The sequence below is a fragment of the Sulfurimonas sp. genome, from assembly GCF_029027585.1.
Taxonomy (GTDB): domain Bacteria; phylum Campylobacterota; class Campylobacteria; order Campylobacterales; family Sulfurimonadaceae; genus Sulfurimonas.
Genome location: NZ_CP093397.1, coordinates 2,560,869 through 2,575,560, shown reverse-complemented (window position 1 = coordinate 2,575,560; position 14,692 = coordinate 2,560,869). Strand labels below are relative to the sequence as shown.

Below are 14,692 nucleotides of genomic sequence, written 5' to 3'. Positions count from 1 at the left end.
TCTCCTATTGTATATATAAATATCTTTTTATTTTTTTCGTTGGTGTTTTAACAAAAGGTTCTATTTGCTCTACAAATTTACTTATTCTTGAAAAAGATGATATTTTTGAATTTACATCAACTCGCATCTCCTCTAAAAATTTTCCTATATCTTTTTTTACTTTTTCATCTGTTTGTTTATCTGCTTTAAATAAAGTGTCTATAAGTTCATAATCAAGATGTACTCTAGCTATAAGTTTAGAGTCTTGCTCCATAACTAAAGAATCCAAAACGGCTTCATTTTGATTTATTGTAGCTTCTACTTGTTCTGGGTAGATGTTTTCTCCACCTGAACCTATGATTACATTTTTACTTCTTCCACTTATAAATAAAAAACCTTCATCATCAAGGTGCCCTAAATCGCCCGTTAAAAACCACTCTCCATCCATGACTTCTTTTGTTTTTTCTTCATCTTTATAGTAACCCAGCATCACACTAGGTGATTTAACTATGATTTCTCCAGTTTTTGTATCTGGATTTGGGTCTTTTATCTTAATATCTACTCCATAAAAAGTTGTTCCTGTTGAGCGTACCTTTATTTTTCCATCAAGGACTGAACCACCTGCAATCAGAGGAGAAGTTTCAGTAAGACCATAACCTATAATATATGGAAATTCTGCTTCTATTAAAAATTGCTCAACAACAGGAGAAAGAGACGCTCCACCTATACCAAAAAATCTTATTCTTCCGCCAAAAGTTTCTAAAAGTTTTTTACCAGCAACTTTGTTTAGTTTTTTTCTAAAAAATGGGATTTTATATAAATTTTTCAAGATAAATGAACTATTGAATTTTGATAAAATTTTATTTTTATAAATTTTTTCAATAATTAATGGAACACTTACCATCATTGTTGGTTTTATAGTAGCAAAAGCTTTTAAAAGAACACTAGGTGTTGGTGCTTTGTTTATATAAAAAACACTTGCTCCATGAAGAAGCGGTACTAAAAGACCAACTGTACACTCTAAAGTGTGAGCCATTGGCAAGATAGAGAGAAAAACATCATTTTTTGCAATGCTAACTTTACAAAAAGATGAGAGGGCATTTGTGACAAGGTTTTTATGTGAGAGCATTACTCCTTTTGAATGTCCTGTTGTTCCCGAGGTATAGATAAGTGATGCCATATCATTTTCATCTGGTTTTGAAAGTTTATGAGATGATATTTTTTGTTTTATTTGAGAAATATAACTTTGGTTACTTAACTCTTCTATGAGATTTAATTTTTCTAAACTAATAGCAAATTTTAAAGTAGGCTCATTAGCTTCTTCAATAGTTGCTAAAAATTTATCTGATACAAAGATGGCTTTTGCTTCTGAATGCTTTATGATGTGATGTATATCTGAGGGATGAAAATCTGGCAATATAGGAACTATAACTCCTCCAAAATATGTAACAGCAAAATAAGCAATTGCCCAATTTGGCATATTTTCACTAAGAAGAACAACTTTATCCCCTTTGGAGATACCGTTTTCACGAAGTAGAGTTATAGTTTCTTTTACTCTTTTATCAAACTCAGAGTATTTAAAAGCGTCTTCACCTACATTTCCAAATGCATCTGAACTTGAATACAGTTCTATAGTTCTATCTAATACAGCACTTAGTGTAAAGTTTTCTAAATTTTTATAAGGGTAATTCATATCTAATCTCTTATTTTGGAAGTATCTTGTAATATTATACACATAAAGGTTAAATATTGAGTAGAAGAAGTAAAACTAAACAAGTAAAACGCGATACAATTGTTTTTAAAGAGAAAGATTTTTTACCAACAACTAGAGTAGAGATGGATGCTAGAGGTTGGGATTATTGTGATGTAATTCTTGTTAGTGGAGATGCTTACATAGATAGTCCATTTATTGGTGTTGCTATGGTTGGGCGTATGTTAGAGCGACTTGGTTACAAGGTTGGTATGATAGGTCAGCCCGATATAAAAAGTGCTAATGATATTATGAGACTTGGCGAACCTAAGCTTTTTTGGGGCGTAAGTGGAGGAAGTGTTGATAGTATGGTTTCTAACTATACTGCGACAAAAAAGTTTAGAAATTCGGATGATTATACCCCTGGTGGAAAAAATGATAGGCGACCAGATAGAGCTTTAAGTGTTTACTGTAACTTAATTAGAAGATATTTTAAAGATACTGTTCCTTTAGTTCTTGGTGGGATTGAAGCTTCTCTTAGACGAGTAACTCACTATGATTATTGGTCGAATAAACTTAAAAAACCTATTTTATTTGATTCAAAAGCTGATATTTTGATTTATGGTATGGGTGAAATAGCTTTAGAAGAACTAACTCGTGCGATTTCTTTAGGTGAGGACTATACAGATATACGAGGCATTTGTTATATCTCAAAAGAGCCTAAACATGAGTATATTCAACTTCCATCTCATGCTGAATGTTTAGAAGAAAAAGAAAAATATATAGACCTCTTTGATGATTTTTATGACAACAATGACCCTATCTCTGCCTCAGGTCTTTGTCAGGCTGTTGATACTCGTTTTCTTATTCAAAATTCACCTTGTGATTATCTAAATGAGCAAGAGATGGATGCAAATTCTAACTTACCATTTACAAGAGAACTTCACCCATATTATGCAAAGATGGGTAAGGTTAAATGTTTAGAAACCATAAAATTTTCTATCATGACTCATCATGGATGCTGGGGAGAGTGTAATTTTTGTGCTATTGGTGTTCATCAAGGTAGAACGATTAGAACTAGAACAGAAGGTAATATACTTGAGGAAGCTAAGCATTTTAACAACTACAAAGACTATAAGGGAATCATAAGTGATGTTGGTGGACCTACGGCGAATATGTACGGTTATGAATGCGGTAAAAAGCTAAAAAAAGGTACTTGTGATGATATCCGATGTGTAGATGCTGACAGACTTTGTAAGGTTATGCATGTTGACCATGGTAGAAATATAAACTTGCTTAGAAAGGTTAGAGAAGTTGAGGGTGTAAGAAAAGCTTTTGTAGCATCTGGAGTTAGATATGATTTGATAACAGCAGATAAAAAACATGGCTATTCTTACCTAAAAGAGATGGTTCAGCACCATATATCTGGACAAATGAAAGTTGCTCCTGAACATACACAACAGCATGTTTTAGAACTTATGGGTAAACCTGGAAAAGAAACGCTAGTTGATTTTAAAAAGATGTATGACAAACTAAACAAAGAAGAGGGTAAAAATCAATTTTTAACTTACTATCTTATTGCCGCTCATCCTGGCTGTGAAGAAAAAGATATGCATGAGTTAAAACGCTTTACTACTGATGAGTTAAAGATGAATCCTGAACAAGCTCAAGTTTTTACACCAACTCCTGGTACATACTCGGCAGTTATGTACTACACAGAGTTAGATCCAAAAACTCGTAAAAAGATATTTGTAGAAAAAGACACAAAACGAAAAGAAAAACAAAAACAAATAGTTGTAAAAAAAGACAATTTTAGCAGTGGATTTGCTTCATAATATTAATATTTTTTTATTTTTGATATTGTAGATGGAAGCAGATGTTTTATATCTTTTAGTTTAGCCATAAAAGATTCTTTTTGCTGGGTTAATTTTTCGATATATTCATCATAAGTTTTATCTTCTTTTATGAGAAAGTTTATAAGATGTGCTTGTGAAGCTATAAGACCTTTTTGTTTTTCTAAGGTTAGCAGTTCTTCATATAAGGTTCAATATGATTGATTGCATATTTTGATACAGCATGACTTAGTGCTAAGTAGCCGTTAAACTCTTTGCTTATCGGGTGGTATTTTGTTTTAAAAAGAGTAGTTGCCCAGTAATAATCTCCATTTTTTGTTGTATATTTTATAACACAAAGCATCTCTTCATCATTTTTTATACGGTCCCACATTAGTTCATATATAACTTGTGGCATATCTGGATGTAAGATTTTTTTATCCGACATTCCAATCAAAGTTGTTTGTGAGCATCCAATGACTTTTCTAAAGTAATGATTTGTATATCTGATAGTTCTTTTTAAATCTGCACGACTGATTAAAGATTTAATAGGGTCTAGTTTTATCTCTTTTAATTTAGTGTTAATAATCATGCACAATTATATAACATAAATGTTAAAGTTTACTAAATATATAAAATTAACGCTTATATATGCAAAAATTGTTCCAACTCTTAGATTCTTTTTAGTTTTAATACTCTACAATACAGTAAAAAAGAATAAATAATGAGAATAGATAAATTTTTAAATTCAGTAAATATAACAAAAAGACGCTCAGTGGCTCAGGATATGATAAGCAATAAGGTTGTTTTGATAAACGATAAAGTTGTTAAGGCTAGTAAAAATGTTGAAGTTGGAAATATTGTGAGCATAAACTATTTAAATGAAACAAAAAAATATGAAGTTTTAAAAATACCTACAACAAAATCTACTCCAAAATCACTTCAAGGTGAATATATAAAGGATGTACCATGACTTATGATGAAGTAAGAAAACAATTTAACGCGCTTTTTAATCAAGAAATGTCCAAAATACAAATGAAAGAGTTGTTGGTAGGAATGACACTAGATGCAAACACAAGTGTAGAAGCAATAGCTGCAGCTGCTAGTGTTATGCGAGAAAATGCAATACCATTACCTATAAGTGAAGAACTTCGCCTTAAATCTATGGATATTGTTGGAACAGGCGGAGATAAAATTGGTTCTTTTAATATCTCTTCAACTGTTTCTATCTTAGTAGCATCTGCTGGAGTTTATGTTGCAAAACATGGAAGTCGTTCTGTGACTTCAAAGTCTGGTAGTGCTGATATGTTTGAAAAACTAGGAGTTAGGCTAGACCTGTGTTTAAAAAATAGTGCGAAACTTTTAGAAGAATCAGGTTTTACATTTATGTTCGCACAAAATCATCATCCTGCTATGAGATTTATAATGCCTATTAGAAAAAGTATAAAAGATAAAACAATATTTAATATCTTAGGACCTTTAACAAATCCAGCAGGTGTTAAAAAATCACTTCTGGGTGTTTTTAATAAAAGCTTTGTGTCAAAAATGAATGAAGCTCTAAAGATAAATGGTTCAACTTCAATTATGGTTGTGAGTTCAAGAGAGGGAATGGATGAGATAAGCATTAGTGATATTACTTATGCATCTAGACTTTGTGAAGGAAGAATTCATGAGTTTGAAATAGACCCTCAGGAGTATGGAATAAGATTAGTTCCACTCAAAGCAATAGTTGGTGGAGATGCAACTTTTAATGCTGAAATTTTGCACAATATTTTTAATTCAAAAGCGACAGATGCACAAAGAGATATAGTATGTTTAAATGCCGCAGCTGCATTTATGATAGATGGATATGCAAGAGATATTCAAGATGGACTCGAAATTGCACAAAAAATGATAAAAACAGGAAAAGCCAAAGAGAAATTGAAACAAATCATAGATATTTCAAACAAATTATGATAAATTATCAATTAAATTTAGACCAACTTCACAAAATAGTTGAAGAAATTAGTGATAAATTTAAAAATGGAGTAGTTGTTTTACGAGGTGATTTAGCATCTGGAAAGACAACTTTAACAAAAGCTTTTGCTTTGCATCTAGGCATTAGTGAAGATGTGACTTCTCCAACATTTTCACTTCAGCAATGTTATGGGGATAAAGTTTTTCACTATGATATTTACAATCATGGACTAGAGCATTTTATATCACTAGGAATGCTTGAAGAGTTAGATAAAGATGGACTTCATTTTGTAGAGTGGGGTGATGAAAAATTGGTAGAAATTCTAAATTCTGCTGGTATGAATAATCTAACAATTACAATAACAAAAAATGAAAATAATAGTAGAAATTATAAGGTAGATTATGCACACGCTTAAAGCAGTCAAGTTAGTAAAAAAAATAAAAGATTTAGAGATTGTAAAAGGTATGAGTCTTGATGTAAAGAGTGGTGAAGTTGTTGGACTTCTTGGACCAAATGGAGCTGGGAAGACAACAACATTCTACATGATTTGTGGACTTGTTGAAGCTACTAGTGGTGAAGTTTTTTTTGATGGAGAAAACTTGTCAAATATGCCACTTCATCAAAGAGCGATTAAAGGTATCGGTTATTTACCTCAAGAAGCGTCTATCTTTAAAGATTTGAGTGTTGAAGATAACTTAATGGTTGCTGCTCAGGTAAATATAAAAGATAAAGCAGAACAAGAAAAAAGAATTTTAGAACTTCTTGATATGTTTAATATAGAACCAATTCGCTATCGCAAAGGGATTAGCCTTAGTGGTGGAGAAAGAAGGCGTGTAGAGATAGCAAGGGCCTTAGTAAATAAGCCAAAATTTTTACTTCTTGATGAACCTTTTGCAGGGGTTGACCCAATAGCAGTTATGGATATACAAAAAGTTATAAAACAACTTGTTTCTTATGGAATCGGGGTATTAATAACTGACCATAATGTTCGTGAAACTTTAGCTGTTTGTGATAGAGCGTATGTAATTAAAGCAGGTGAATTATTGGCATCTGGAACAAGTGATGAAATAGGACAAAATGCAGATGTTCGTAAACATTACCTAGGGGAGGAGTTTAAGCTTTAAGAGGCTTAATATATTATGGCGGCACTAAGGCAAACTCAAAGCGTTGAAACAAAGCATAAGCTTTCCAATACTTTACGAAATTGGTTGCCTATTTTACACTCAAGTTTAGGTGATTTAGGTGAGGCTATGGCTCCTTTTGTTGAGTCAAATCCAGTTATAGAAGTTGAGTCTGGTTATGAAGAAGAATTTGAGAAAAAGATACCTAAAAAAATTATAAGCGGACATGTAAGTAACTCAAGAACAGAACAGATAGAAGCCTTGACAATACAAAAAAAGTCACTTTACGAAGTTTTAGATGAGCAGATAGGAAAACCTCTTTTTCCCACACCTAAATCTCAAGAAATTGCCTACTTTGTTGTAGCCAATTTAGATGAAAATGGTTACTATGAAGGTGATACTGAGAATTTTTGCTCTTTAAATAATATGAGTGTTGAAGATTTTGAAAAAATTCGTTTAAGGTTTGCACATGTTGAGCCAGTTGGTATCGGAGCAAAAGATTTATCAGAGTCGTTCTTATTTCAGTTGGATAGTGCAGATATTAGCGATGAAGCTTACCCTTTATGTGTTGAAGTTATAAAAGATATGCAAGAGATTCATAATTATTCAAGTCAAAAGCATTTTAGTGAAGTTATGCGTGTTTTAGGTACTTTTAAAAACCCTCCGTCTATAGAGTATCAAGAAGAATCTGCTCAAGTTGTACCAGATTTGATGATATTTTTTAATGATGAAAACTCAATAGAGATAAAACTAAACGATGCTTATTACCCGACTATAAATATAGATACAAATTATGCAGTAAAACATGAATTTATAACTCAAAAAATAAAAGAAGCAAAAAGTTTAGTAGATGCTCTAGATATGAGGCGTGCGACACTTTATAAAGTTGGACTTATGATAATTGAGTATCAATATGAGTTTTTTACAGGTGGTCAGATTATGCCACTAACTTTAAAAACTTTAGCTGATGAGTTTGGTCATAACCCGTCCACTATTTCACGCGCTATTGCTAACAAGTATATAGCTTGTGATAGAGGTGTCCTTGCGATGAAAGAGTTTTTTACAACCGCAATAGATGATGATGTAAGTAACGCTGCTATAAAAGAGTTTTTAGTAGGTATAGTTAAGAAAGAAAGTCGTGAAAAACCACTTAGTGATATGAAACTATTAGACCTTATACAAGACAAGTTTAAAGTAAAAATGGTGAGACGAACTATTGCAAAATACAGAAAACAGTTAAATATAGCTGGTTCTAGTGAGAGGAAAAAATTATATCATCTGCATTAAAACAAAGACTTGATTTAGAAGTAAAAAAACGAAATACAATCGGTGAAGTATCAAAAGATAACTTAGACCCTATTTTAGTTGCACATAGATACAAAGACTCTACAATCTCTTTAATTTGTGCCTTATTCGCTTATGGAAATGTGAAACAAATAGTTAAGTTTTTAGATTCTCTTGATTTCTCTCTTTTGAGTAAAAGTGATGAAGAGATAGAAAAAGCCTTAGAAAATCATTACTATAGATTTCAAAAATCAAAAGATGTTATAGCACTTTTTATTGTTTTAAAACGCTTAAATAAAGAAAGTTCTTTAGAAGAGATTTTTAAAAACACCTATAATAAAAACAAAAGTGTTATAGAAGGTATTCACGCTCTTATAGAAAAGCTTTACTCTCTATATCCGCATACTTCCCAAGGTTATAATTTTTAATAGGTAAAGTTAGTAGAAAAACAAAAGGGGCAGGGGCATTAAAAAGATGGATGATGTTTCTTAGATGGATGGTTAGAAAAGATAACATCGATATGGGTTTATGGAAAAACATAAATAAAGCCGATTTAATCATGCCATTAGATACGCATACCTTTAATGTTTCTCTAAAACTAGGACTTCTTAAGAGAAAAACTTATGATCTTCAATCTGCTATAGAACTAACACAAACCCTTAAAATATTTGATAAAGATGACCCTCTAAAGTATGATTTTGCACTTTATCGTATAGGACAAGAGAAAATTTTATAATATCAAAGAAAATAATTGATATAATCCATAACAAATAATTTTTGATAAGGATAACTAAATGGAATGTGAATTCGCATCAGTAACTTCAAATAAACAAGAAATAAAAGAAATTTTTGATAAAACTAAAACTATTGCTATATTGGGGCTTTCTCCTGATGAGTCAAAAGCTAGTCATAGAGTTGCTAAATACCTTCAAGCACAAGGTTTTAAAATAGTTCCTATTTATCCAAAAGGTGACACTATTTTAGGTGAAAAAGTTTTTCGTTCATTAGCCGAAATACCTTTTAATGTTGATATGGTAGATATTTTTAGAAAACCAAAGGCTTTTGATGCGATTGTAGATGCCTGTATTGAGCGTGGGGATGTAAAAGTTTTTTGGGGTCAATTAGGTTTAGTGAATAATGAAGCAGCTCAAAAAGCTAAAGATGCAGGGATGAAGGTAGTTCAAAACCATTGTCCAAAATTGAGTTACAAAATAGAGTAGGATAGGGCTTGTTAAACTTAGAAAAAATATATCAAGCACAAAAGAGGATAGCAGATATAGTTGTTAAAACTCCTTTTTCCTATGCACCTTATTTAAGTGAACTTTCTGGCTCTGAAGTCTATTTAAAAAAAGAGAACCTTCAAGTTACTGGTGCCTTTAAAATTCGAGGTGCATATAATAAAATAGCATCCCTAAGTGATGCGCAACGTACTTGTGGTGTTGTAGCAGCGAGTGCAGGAAATCATGCACAAGGTGTTGCACTTTCTGCTTCTAAGTTTAGTATCAGAGCGGTTATTATTATGCCAGAATCTACTCCTCTTACAAAAGTAAATGGGGTAAAGTACTTTGGTGCAGAGGTTATTTTAGCTGGAGCTAATTATGATGAAGCATACGCATACGCTGTGGAGTATGGAAAAGAAAATGCATTAACCTTTATACATCCATTTGAAGATGAAGAGGTTATCGCAGGTCAAGGTACAGTTGCTCTTGATATCTTGAATGAATGTAATGATTTAGATGCTGTTGTAATTCCTGTTGGTGGCGGTGGTCTCATATCTGGTATGGCAATAGCATTAAAAGCATTGAATCCAAATATCGAAATAATTGGAGTAGGCGCAAGTGGTGCACCAGCTTTAAAAATTCATTTGACTTAAAATATGCAGTTGATTCTACAAGTGTCAGAACAATTGCAGATGGTATCGCTGTTCGTGATACATCTGAAATTACTTTAGCACATATGTTAGAAAATGTAGATAGATTTATAAGTGTCGATGATGAAGAAATAGCATCTGCTATTTTATTTTTACTAGAGAAGCAAAAACTTGTTGTAGAGGGTGCTGGAGCAGTTGGAATTGCAGCCTTGCTTCATAAGAAACTTGAATCATTAAAGGGTAAAAAAGTAGCAGTAGTTTTAAGTGGTGGAAACATGGATGTTACATTGCTTTCTGTTATTATCGAAAAAGGTCTTTTAAAATCTGGTAGAAAAATGAATGTAACAGTAACACTTATTGATAAACCAGGTTCACTCCATAGATTTACGGAAATATTACAAGAATTAAATGCTAATATTGTTCATATTGCCTATGATAGAACTTCTATCTCTCTTGATTATGGTGATGCAAATGTTACCGTACACATGGAAACAAAAGGTGATGAACATCAAGAAGAAATACGAAAAGTATTGAAAAATGAGGGATACTTAAGGGACTAAAACATGGATGTAGTAAAAAGTAAAGATTTTAATGAGCCAATCGTTCTTACAAAAATTCTTGATAATGGAAGTTTACTTGTAGTAGATGCAAAAACAACTATTAGATTTTTAGATAAAGACAGCTTAGAATTACTCAATGGTTTTAAGGCAAATATCAAACATCTACGATACAAAACTAATGTTGTAGCCTTTTCTTCTGATGGAGCTGTATTTGCAACTTTAAGCTCTGATTGTAAAGAATCTAGATTGTATAACGCTATAACAAAAAAGCGATAACAAAAGTAGATAGACATCATGGTGAAGTCTCTTGTGTTGGGATTGACAAGGGAAATAAATATATGTTTTCTTGTGGTGATGATGGGAAAACCTTTGTTATAGATATCAAGAGTGGTAAACTTGCTTTTACGCTTCCTGTCCATGTAGATACTGTTAATGATATAGTTTTTAGCTCAAATGGAAATTGGGTTGCAACTTGTTCATACGATAAAAGAATATCTATTTTTCAGCTCTCTATGATGACCCCAAAACATAAGCTCAAAGCACATGCTGCTCCTATTATGAAAATGGCATTTATTGGTCAAAATAAACTTTTTAGTGTAGATAAAAATTCAACAGGAATAATTTGGAATATCTATACTGCAAAGGTTATTGAAAGATTAGAGGGAATCCATGATGATGTTACACAGGTAGTAACTGCAGACAATGATCAATTTCTCTTCTTGGGTACAGCACTTGGATATATTATAGTGTATGATTTAAAAACATATAAGCAACTTTCACGAATGTATATAAAGTTAAAATCAAGTATAACTTCTCTTATTTTTGATGAAGAAACAAAATATCTCATAGTTTCATGTGAAGATGGTCGTTTATTGTACTACAACATTTACGAAGGTGAAGATCGTTTAAAAAGCTTACTAAAAGAAAAAAAATATGCTAGTATTCATTCATATGTAGAAGTTAATCCACTTTTAGCATATACAAAAATTTATCAATTAGTATCGAATCTTTGGGATAATACACTTAAAAAAGCTATCGTATATCTGCAAAAAAGTGATAAGAAAACGGCGATGAAATTATTTAACTTGTTTAAAAGACATACCTGAGAAAAATAGAATTATTCAACAAGTACTGAGCGAATATGAAGAGTATGATAAGTTTGTGAACCTTGCAAAAAATGGTAAGATAGTTTTAGCATATAGCTTAGTAAATAATCATCCTATGTATAAAGATTCAGAAATCTATAAATCCTTAGAAGAGAGATGGAAAAAAGCATTTTCCCTTGCACAAAAGTATGCAATGGATCCTAAAGGAACAGAAAAAGCAAGAGAAATACTTGCTCCGTATAGAGGCATTAGTGATAAAACTAAACTGATGCAAGAGTTACTTTCACAAGGTGAAGTATATAAAAGGTTTCGAGTAGCCCTTGGTCAAAAAGATTTTAAAATTGCCTTTGAATATATAAAACTTCATCCTTTTTTAAAAGAATTTCCAGAGTATATGACGATTATGAATTATGGAGATACTCTCTATATTAAATCTCAAGAATTTATTAATGCTGGAAATACACATGCCGCAATTAAAATGCTTAGAATATTAACAGATTTCCCTGATTTTAGTGTAGAGGTTAAAGATTTGATGATAGATATAGAATCAAAACAAAAATTCTTTAAAGCACTCAAAGATGAAGATATTCCTGCTGCTTACAATATGTTAGACCATTCCGATGACCTTCAAGAGACTGAAGATGGACAAATTTTACATGAACAATGGAGTAAAGACTTGAGTATTGCTAATATTTGTGCAGTTGAAGGAGATATAAAAGGTATAGAAAAAGCACTCGAGAGATATATGACAATTAGTTCAAAATACATGTCTTTAGGAAGTGTTTTTGGATGGAGTTATATGATTCAACTCGAACTTGCTATAAAGGCAAAAAAAGAACAAGCTGATATAGAAAATGGTATTAAAAATTATATTTTAAACTTTGGTTTAGAAGATCAAATTCTCTCTTTTTATGAAATTTTTAAATCTAAATTCCCATCTTCAAAATTAAACCTTGAGCTCCTTGTAAAGGGTGATTTAAGTATGTGGAGACCTTCCATGGTTGTTGATTCTATCTTAGATTAGGATTTAGTCTACAAGTTACATTCACTTTTAACCTAAAATATAGCTCTACTTAAGTATAATCATCCAATTTTTAAAATTACATTTTTTATAGGAGACTTATATGCAAATTTCTGGTGCACAGATGGTCATTGAAGCTTTAATCGCAGAGGGAGTAAACACAGTTTTTGGTTATCCGGGTGGAGCGATAATGAATGTCTATGATGAAATTTATAAACAAGATGGCTTTGTTCATATTTTAAATAGACATGAACAAGCATCTATTCACGCGGCTGAAGGTTATGCAAAAGCTAGTGGTAAAGTTGGTGTTGCTATGATTACATCAGGACCTGGTTTTACAAATGCAGTAACAGGTTTAGCAGACGCATACATGGATTCTATCCCTTTGGTTGTAATTTCTGGACAGGTTCCAATGAGTTTAATCGGTACTGATGGTTTTCAAGAAATAGATGCGGTTGGAATCTCACGTCCTTGTACAAAGCATAATTACCTTGTAACAGATGCAGCTGATTTAGCACGTATTTTAAAAGAAGCATTTTATATAGCACGTTCTGGTCGTCCTGGTCCTGTGCATGTGGATATTCCAAAAGATGTAACGGCTCAAATAGCCGAGTTTGATTACGATGTCCAACTTCAATTAGAGACATATAAACCTCATACTAAAGGTAATCCTCGTCAAATTAAAAAAGCTATTGAAGCTATTGCTAAAGCAAAGCGTCCTCTTTTTTATCTTGGTGGTGGAATTATTAATGCAAATGCAGCTTATGAAGTAAGAGACTTTATTCATAAAACTGGAATCCCTGCTGTTGAAACATTTATGGCGAGAGGTGTTCTTTCTTATGATGATGATTTACTTATCGGAATGTTAGGAATGCATGGTTCATATGCTTCAAATATGGCGATGAGTGAAACAGATTTAGTTATTGCTCTTGGCGCAAGATTTGATGACCGTGTAACTGGTAAATTATCAGAATTTGCTAAAAATGCTGGAGTTATTCATGTAGATATTGATCCAGCATCTATATCAAAACTAATAAACGCAGATTACCCAATAGTTGGTGATGTTAAAAATGTTGTTGTTGATATGTTAGAGTTGATTTCTAAAATAAATTCTGATAAATATCAACCTTGGAGAGAAACAGTTGAGAATTTTGCACAGCTTCATCCATTAACTTATCATGAAGATAGTGATCGTCTTAAGCCTCAATGGGTTATCGAGCGTGTTGGTCAACTTCTAGGTGATGATGCAAATATTTCAACAGATGTTGGACAGCATCAGATGTGGACAGGTCAATTTTATCCATTTACTCGTCCTCGTCAGTTTATAAGTTCTGGTGGACTTGGAACTATGGGTTTTGGTTTTCCTGCAGCTATGGGTGTTAAGGCAGCATCTCCAGATAAAGTTAGTATAAACTTTACGGGAGATGGTTCAATTCTTATGAACTGTCAAGAATTAATGACAGCGGTTGAGCAGAAATTACCAGTAATCAATATTATATTAAATAATAACTTTCTTGGAATGGTTCGTCAATGGCAAACACTTTTTTATGATAAACGACATAGTGAAACAGACTTAAGTGTTCAACCAGATTTTGTAAAATTATCAGAAGCTTTTGGTGGACTTGGTTATAGAGTTCATACAAAAGAAGAGTTTGATGCAGCCCTAAAAGATGCAATAGAAAAAAATATTGTTACTTTTATAGAGGTTATTGTTCATAGAATGGAAAATGTTATGCCAATGGTACCAGCAGGTGGAAGCCTGTTTAATATGATGCTACTAGAGAAAAAGGAGAAATAATGGCTGATAATGAAAGAAGAGTTATATCGGTTATTGTTATTAATGAGGCGAGTGTTTTATCTCGTATAACAGACCTTTTTTCTGGTCGTGGATACAATATCACATCTTTAACTGTTGCTCCTATTCCTGATAGTAAATACTCAAGGTTAACTATTGTGACTTCTGGATCTGTTCGTGTTATAGAACAAATTACAAAACAACTACACAAACTTGTTCCAGTTTTGAGAGTTTATGAACATGCTGATTTAGTGGAAAAAGAGATGGCATTGATAAAATTTCCAATAAGTGAAAATATTACAGATATAAACACTCTATGTGAAGCATACAATGGAAAAATTGTTAATGTTGGAGAAAATGTTATTATTGCTATGGTTGCAGATGAACCAAAAAGAATAGAAAACTTTTTAAGAATCATTAAAAGATACAATCCAAAAGAGATTGTTGTTAGTGGTGCTGTTGCACTAGAGAGATAGA

16 protein-coding genes and 2 pseudogenes are annotated in these 14,692 nt (G+C 32.1%); 16 read left to right on the top strand and 2 right to left on the bottom strand.

The annotated features are described in order from the left end of the window. Positions 1-4: 4 nt before the first annotated feature. The gene (locus tag MOV50_RS13305) at positions 5-1,672 is read right to left on the bottom strand and encodes an AMP-binding protein (RefSeq protein ID WP_321778377.1); all 1,668 of its coding nucleotides are present in this window, start codon (positions 1,670-1,672) and stop codon (positions 5-7) included. 98 nt (positions 1,673-1,770) lie between these two features. Between MOV50_RS13305 and MOV50_RS13300 the strand changes: the two genes are divergently transcribed. Next, a complete protein-coding gene (locus MOV50_RS13300; RefSeq protein ID WP_321779678.1) occupies positions 1,771-3,504 on the top strand; it encodes a YgiQ family radical SAM protein in 1,734 nt (577 codons plus the stop codon). A 187-nt stretch (positions 3,505-3,691) separates the two neighbouring features. On the opposite strand, the gene MOV50_RS13295 is transcribed toward MOV50_RS13300, so the two are convergent. Further along, positions 3,692-4,093: a PAS domain-containing protein gene (locus MOV50_RS13295; RefSeq protein ID WP_321778376.1), complete on the bottom strand. Its 402-nt coding sequence runs from the start codon at positions 4,091-4,093 to the stop codon at positions 3,692-3,694. A gap of 132 nt (positions 4,094-4,225) precedes the next feature. Between MOV50_RS13295 and MOV50_RS13290 the strand changes: the two genes are divergently transcribed. The 15 genes and pseudogenes from MOV50_RS13290 (at position 4,226) to ilvN (ending at position 14,691) form a co-directional block, all read left to right on the top strand. Further along, a complete protein-coding gene (locus MOV50_RS13290) occupies positions 4,226-4,474 on the top strand; it encodes an RNA-binding S4 domain-containing protein (protein ID WP_321778375.1) in 249 nt (82 codons plus the stop codon). After that, complete coding sequence (gene trpD, locus MOV50_RS13285; RefSeq protein WP_321778374.1) at positions 4,471-5,457, top strand: anthranilate phosphoribosyltransferase; 987 nt, start codon at positions 4,471-4,473, stop codon at positions 5,455-5,457. The genes MOV50_RS13290 and trpD overlap by 4 nt, the downstream gene beginning before the upstream one ends. Beyond that, positions 5,454-5,873, top strand: coding sequence for a tRNA (adenosine(37)-N6)-threonylcarbamoyltransferase complex ATPase subunit type 1 TsaE (tsaE, locus tag MOV50_RS13280; RefSeq protein WP_321778373.1), 420 nt, complete (start codon positions 5,454-5,456; stop codon positions 5,871-5,873). The genes trpD and tsaE overlap by 4 nt, the downstream gene beginning before the upstream one ends. Then, positions 5,860-6,582, top strand: a complete 723-nt coding sequence (lptB, locus tag MOV50_RS13275) for an LPS export ABC transporter ATP-binding protein (protein WP_321778372.1) — start codon at positions 5,860-5,862, stop codon at positions 6,580-6,582. The genes tsaE and lptB overlap by 14 nt, the downstream gene beginning before the upstream one ends. 15 nt (positions 6,583-6,597) lie before the next feature. After that, positions 6,598-7,866, top strand: a complete 1,269-nt coding sequence (locus MOV50_RS13270; protein WP_321778371.1) for an RNA polymerase factor sigma-54 — start codon at positions 6,598-6,600, stop codon at positions 7,864-7,866. Next, positions 7,848-8,291 (top strand): DUF2400 family protein, encoded by a 444-nt coding sequence (locus MOV50_RS13265; protein ID WP_321779677.1) that lies wholly within the window; start codon positions 7,848-7,850, stop codon positions 8,289-8,291. The genes MOV50_RS13270 and MOV50_RS13265 overlap by 19 nt, the downstream gene beginning before the upstream one ends. A 53-nt stretch (positions 8,292-8,344) precedes the next feature. After that, on the top strand, positions 8,345-8,599 hold the full coding sequence (locus MOV50_RS13260) for a DUF2400 family protein (RefSeq protein WP_321778370.1): 255 nt from the start codon (positions 8,345-8,347) through the stop codon (positions 8,597-8,599). Between the two features lie 58 nt (positions 8,600-8,657). After that, complete coding sequence (locus MOV50_RS13255) at positions 8,658-9,083, top strand: CoA-binding protein (RefSeq protein ID WP_321778369.1); 426 nt, start codon at positions 8,658-8,660, stop codon at positions 9,081-9,083. A gap of 8 nt (positions 9,084-9,091) precedes the next feature. Beyond that, a pseudogene (gene ilvA, locus MOV50_RS13250) lies at positions 9,092-10,293 on the top strand (threonine ammonia-lyase). 3 nt (positions 10,294-10,296) lie between these two features. After that, positions 10,297-10,569 (top strand): hypothetical protein, encoded by a 273-nt coding sequence (locus MOV50_RS13245; protein ID WP_321778368.1) that lies wholly within the window; start codon positions 10,297-10,299, stop codon positions 10,567-10,569. Beyond that, positions 10,566-10,625, top strand: a pseudogene (locus MOV50_RS13545) (hypothetical protein); the annotation flags it as partial. The gene MOV50_RS13245 and the pseudogene MOV50_RS13545, both read left to right, overlap by 4 nt. Positions 10,626-10,631: 6 nt before the next feature. Next, positions 10,632-11,399 carry a hypothetical protein gene (locus tag MOV50_RS13240; RefSeq protein ID WP_321778367.1) on the top strand — a complete coding sequence of 256 codons (768 nt, stop codon included), beginning with the start codon at positions 10,632-10,634 and terminating at the stop codon, positions 11,397-11,399. Between the two features lie 55 nt (positions 11,400-11,454). Continuing rightward, complete coding sequence (locus tag MOV50_RS13235) at positions 11,455-12,423, top strand: hypothetical protein (protein ID WP_321778366.1); 969 nt, start codon at positions 11,455-11,457, stop codon at positions 12,421-12,423. Between the two features lie 100 nt (positions 12,424-12,523). Continuing rightward, on the top strand, positions 12,524-14,218 hold the full coding sequence (locus MOV50_RS13230) for an acetolactate synthase large subunit (protein WP_321778365.1): 1,695 nt from the start codon (positions 12,524-12,526) through the stop codon (positions 14,216-14,218). Beyond that, positions 14,218-14,691, top strand: coding sequence for an acetolactate synthase small subunit (ilvN, locus tag MOV50_RS13225; protein ID WP_415846373.1), 474 nt, complete (start codon positions 14,218-14,220; stop codon positions 14,689-14,691). The genes MOV50_RS13230 and ilvN overlap by 1 nt, the downstream gene beginning before the upstream one ends. The last annotated feature ends 1 nt before the right edge of the window (position 14,692 follow it).

Excerpts from the sequence above, each read along its gene's own strand:
- trpD (WP_321778374.1), top strand. The coding sequence starts at position 4,471 with ATGACTTATGATGAAGTAAGAAAACAATTTAACGCGCTTTTTAATCAA.
- MOV50_RS13245 (WP_321778368.1), top strand. The coding sequence starts at position 10,297 with ATGGATGTAGTAAAAAGTAAAGATTTTAATGAGCCAATCGTTCTTACA.
- MOV50_RS13230 (WP_321778365.1), top strand. The coding sequence starts at position 12,524 with ATGCAAATTTCTGGTGCACAGATGGTCATTGAAGCTTTAATCGCAGAG.
- MOV50_RS13240 (WP_321778367.1), top strand. The coding sequence starts at position 10,632 with ATGTTTTCTTGTGGTGATGATGGGAAAACCTTTGTTATAGATATCAAG.
- lptB (WP_321778372.1), top strand. The coding sequence starts at position 5,860 with ATGCACACGCTTAAAGCAGTCAAGTTAGTAAAAAAAATAAAAGATTTA.
- MOV50_RS13295 (WP_321778376.1), bottom strand. The coding sequence starts at position 4,093 with ATGATTATTAACACTAAATTAAAAGAGATAAAACTAGACCCTATTAAA.
- MOV50_RS13305 (WP_321778377.1), bottom strand. The coding sequence starts at position 1,672 with ATGAATTACCCTTATAAAAATTTAGAAAACTTTACACTAAGTGCTGTA.
- tsaE (WP_321778373.1), top strand. The coding sequence starts at position 5,454 with ATGATAAATTATCAATTAAATTTAGACCAACTTCACAAAATAGTTGAA.
- ilvN (WP_415846373.1), top strand. The coding sequence starts at position 14,218 with ATGGCTGATAATGAAAGAAGAGTTATATCGGTTATTGTTATTAATGAG.
- MOV50_RS13260 (WP_321778370.1), top strand. The coding sequence starts at position 8,345 with ATGTTTCTTAGATGGATGGTTAGAAAAGATAACATCGATATGGGTTTA.
- MOV50_RS13270 (WP_321778371.1), top strand. The coding sequence starts at position 6,598 with ATGGCGGCACTAAGGCAAACTCAAAGCGTTGAAACAAAGCATAAGCTT.
- MOV50_RS13290 (WP_321778375.1), top strand. The coding sequence starts at position 4,226 with ATGAGAATAGATAAATTTTTAAATTCAGTAAATATAACAAAAAGACGC.
- MOV50_RS13255 (WP_321778369.1), top strand. The coding sequence starts at position 8,658 with ATGGAATGTGAATTCGCATCAGTAACTTCAAATAAACAAGAAATAAAA.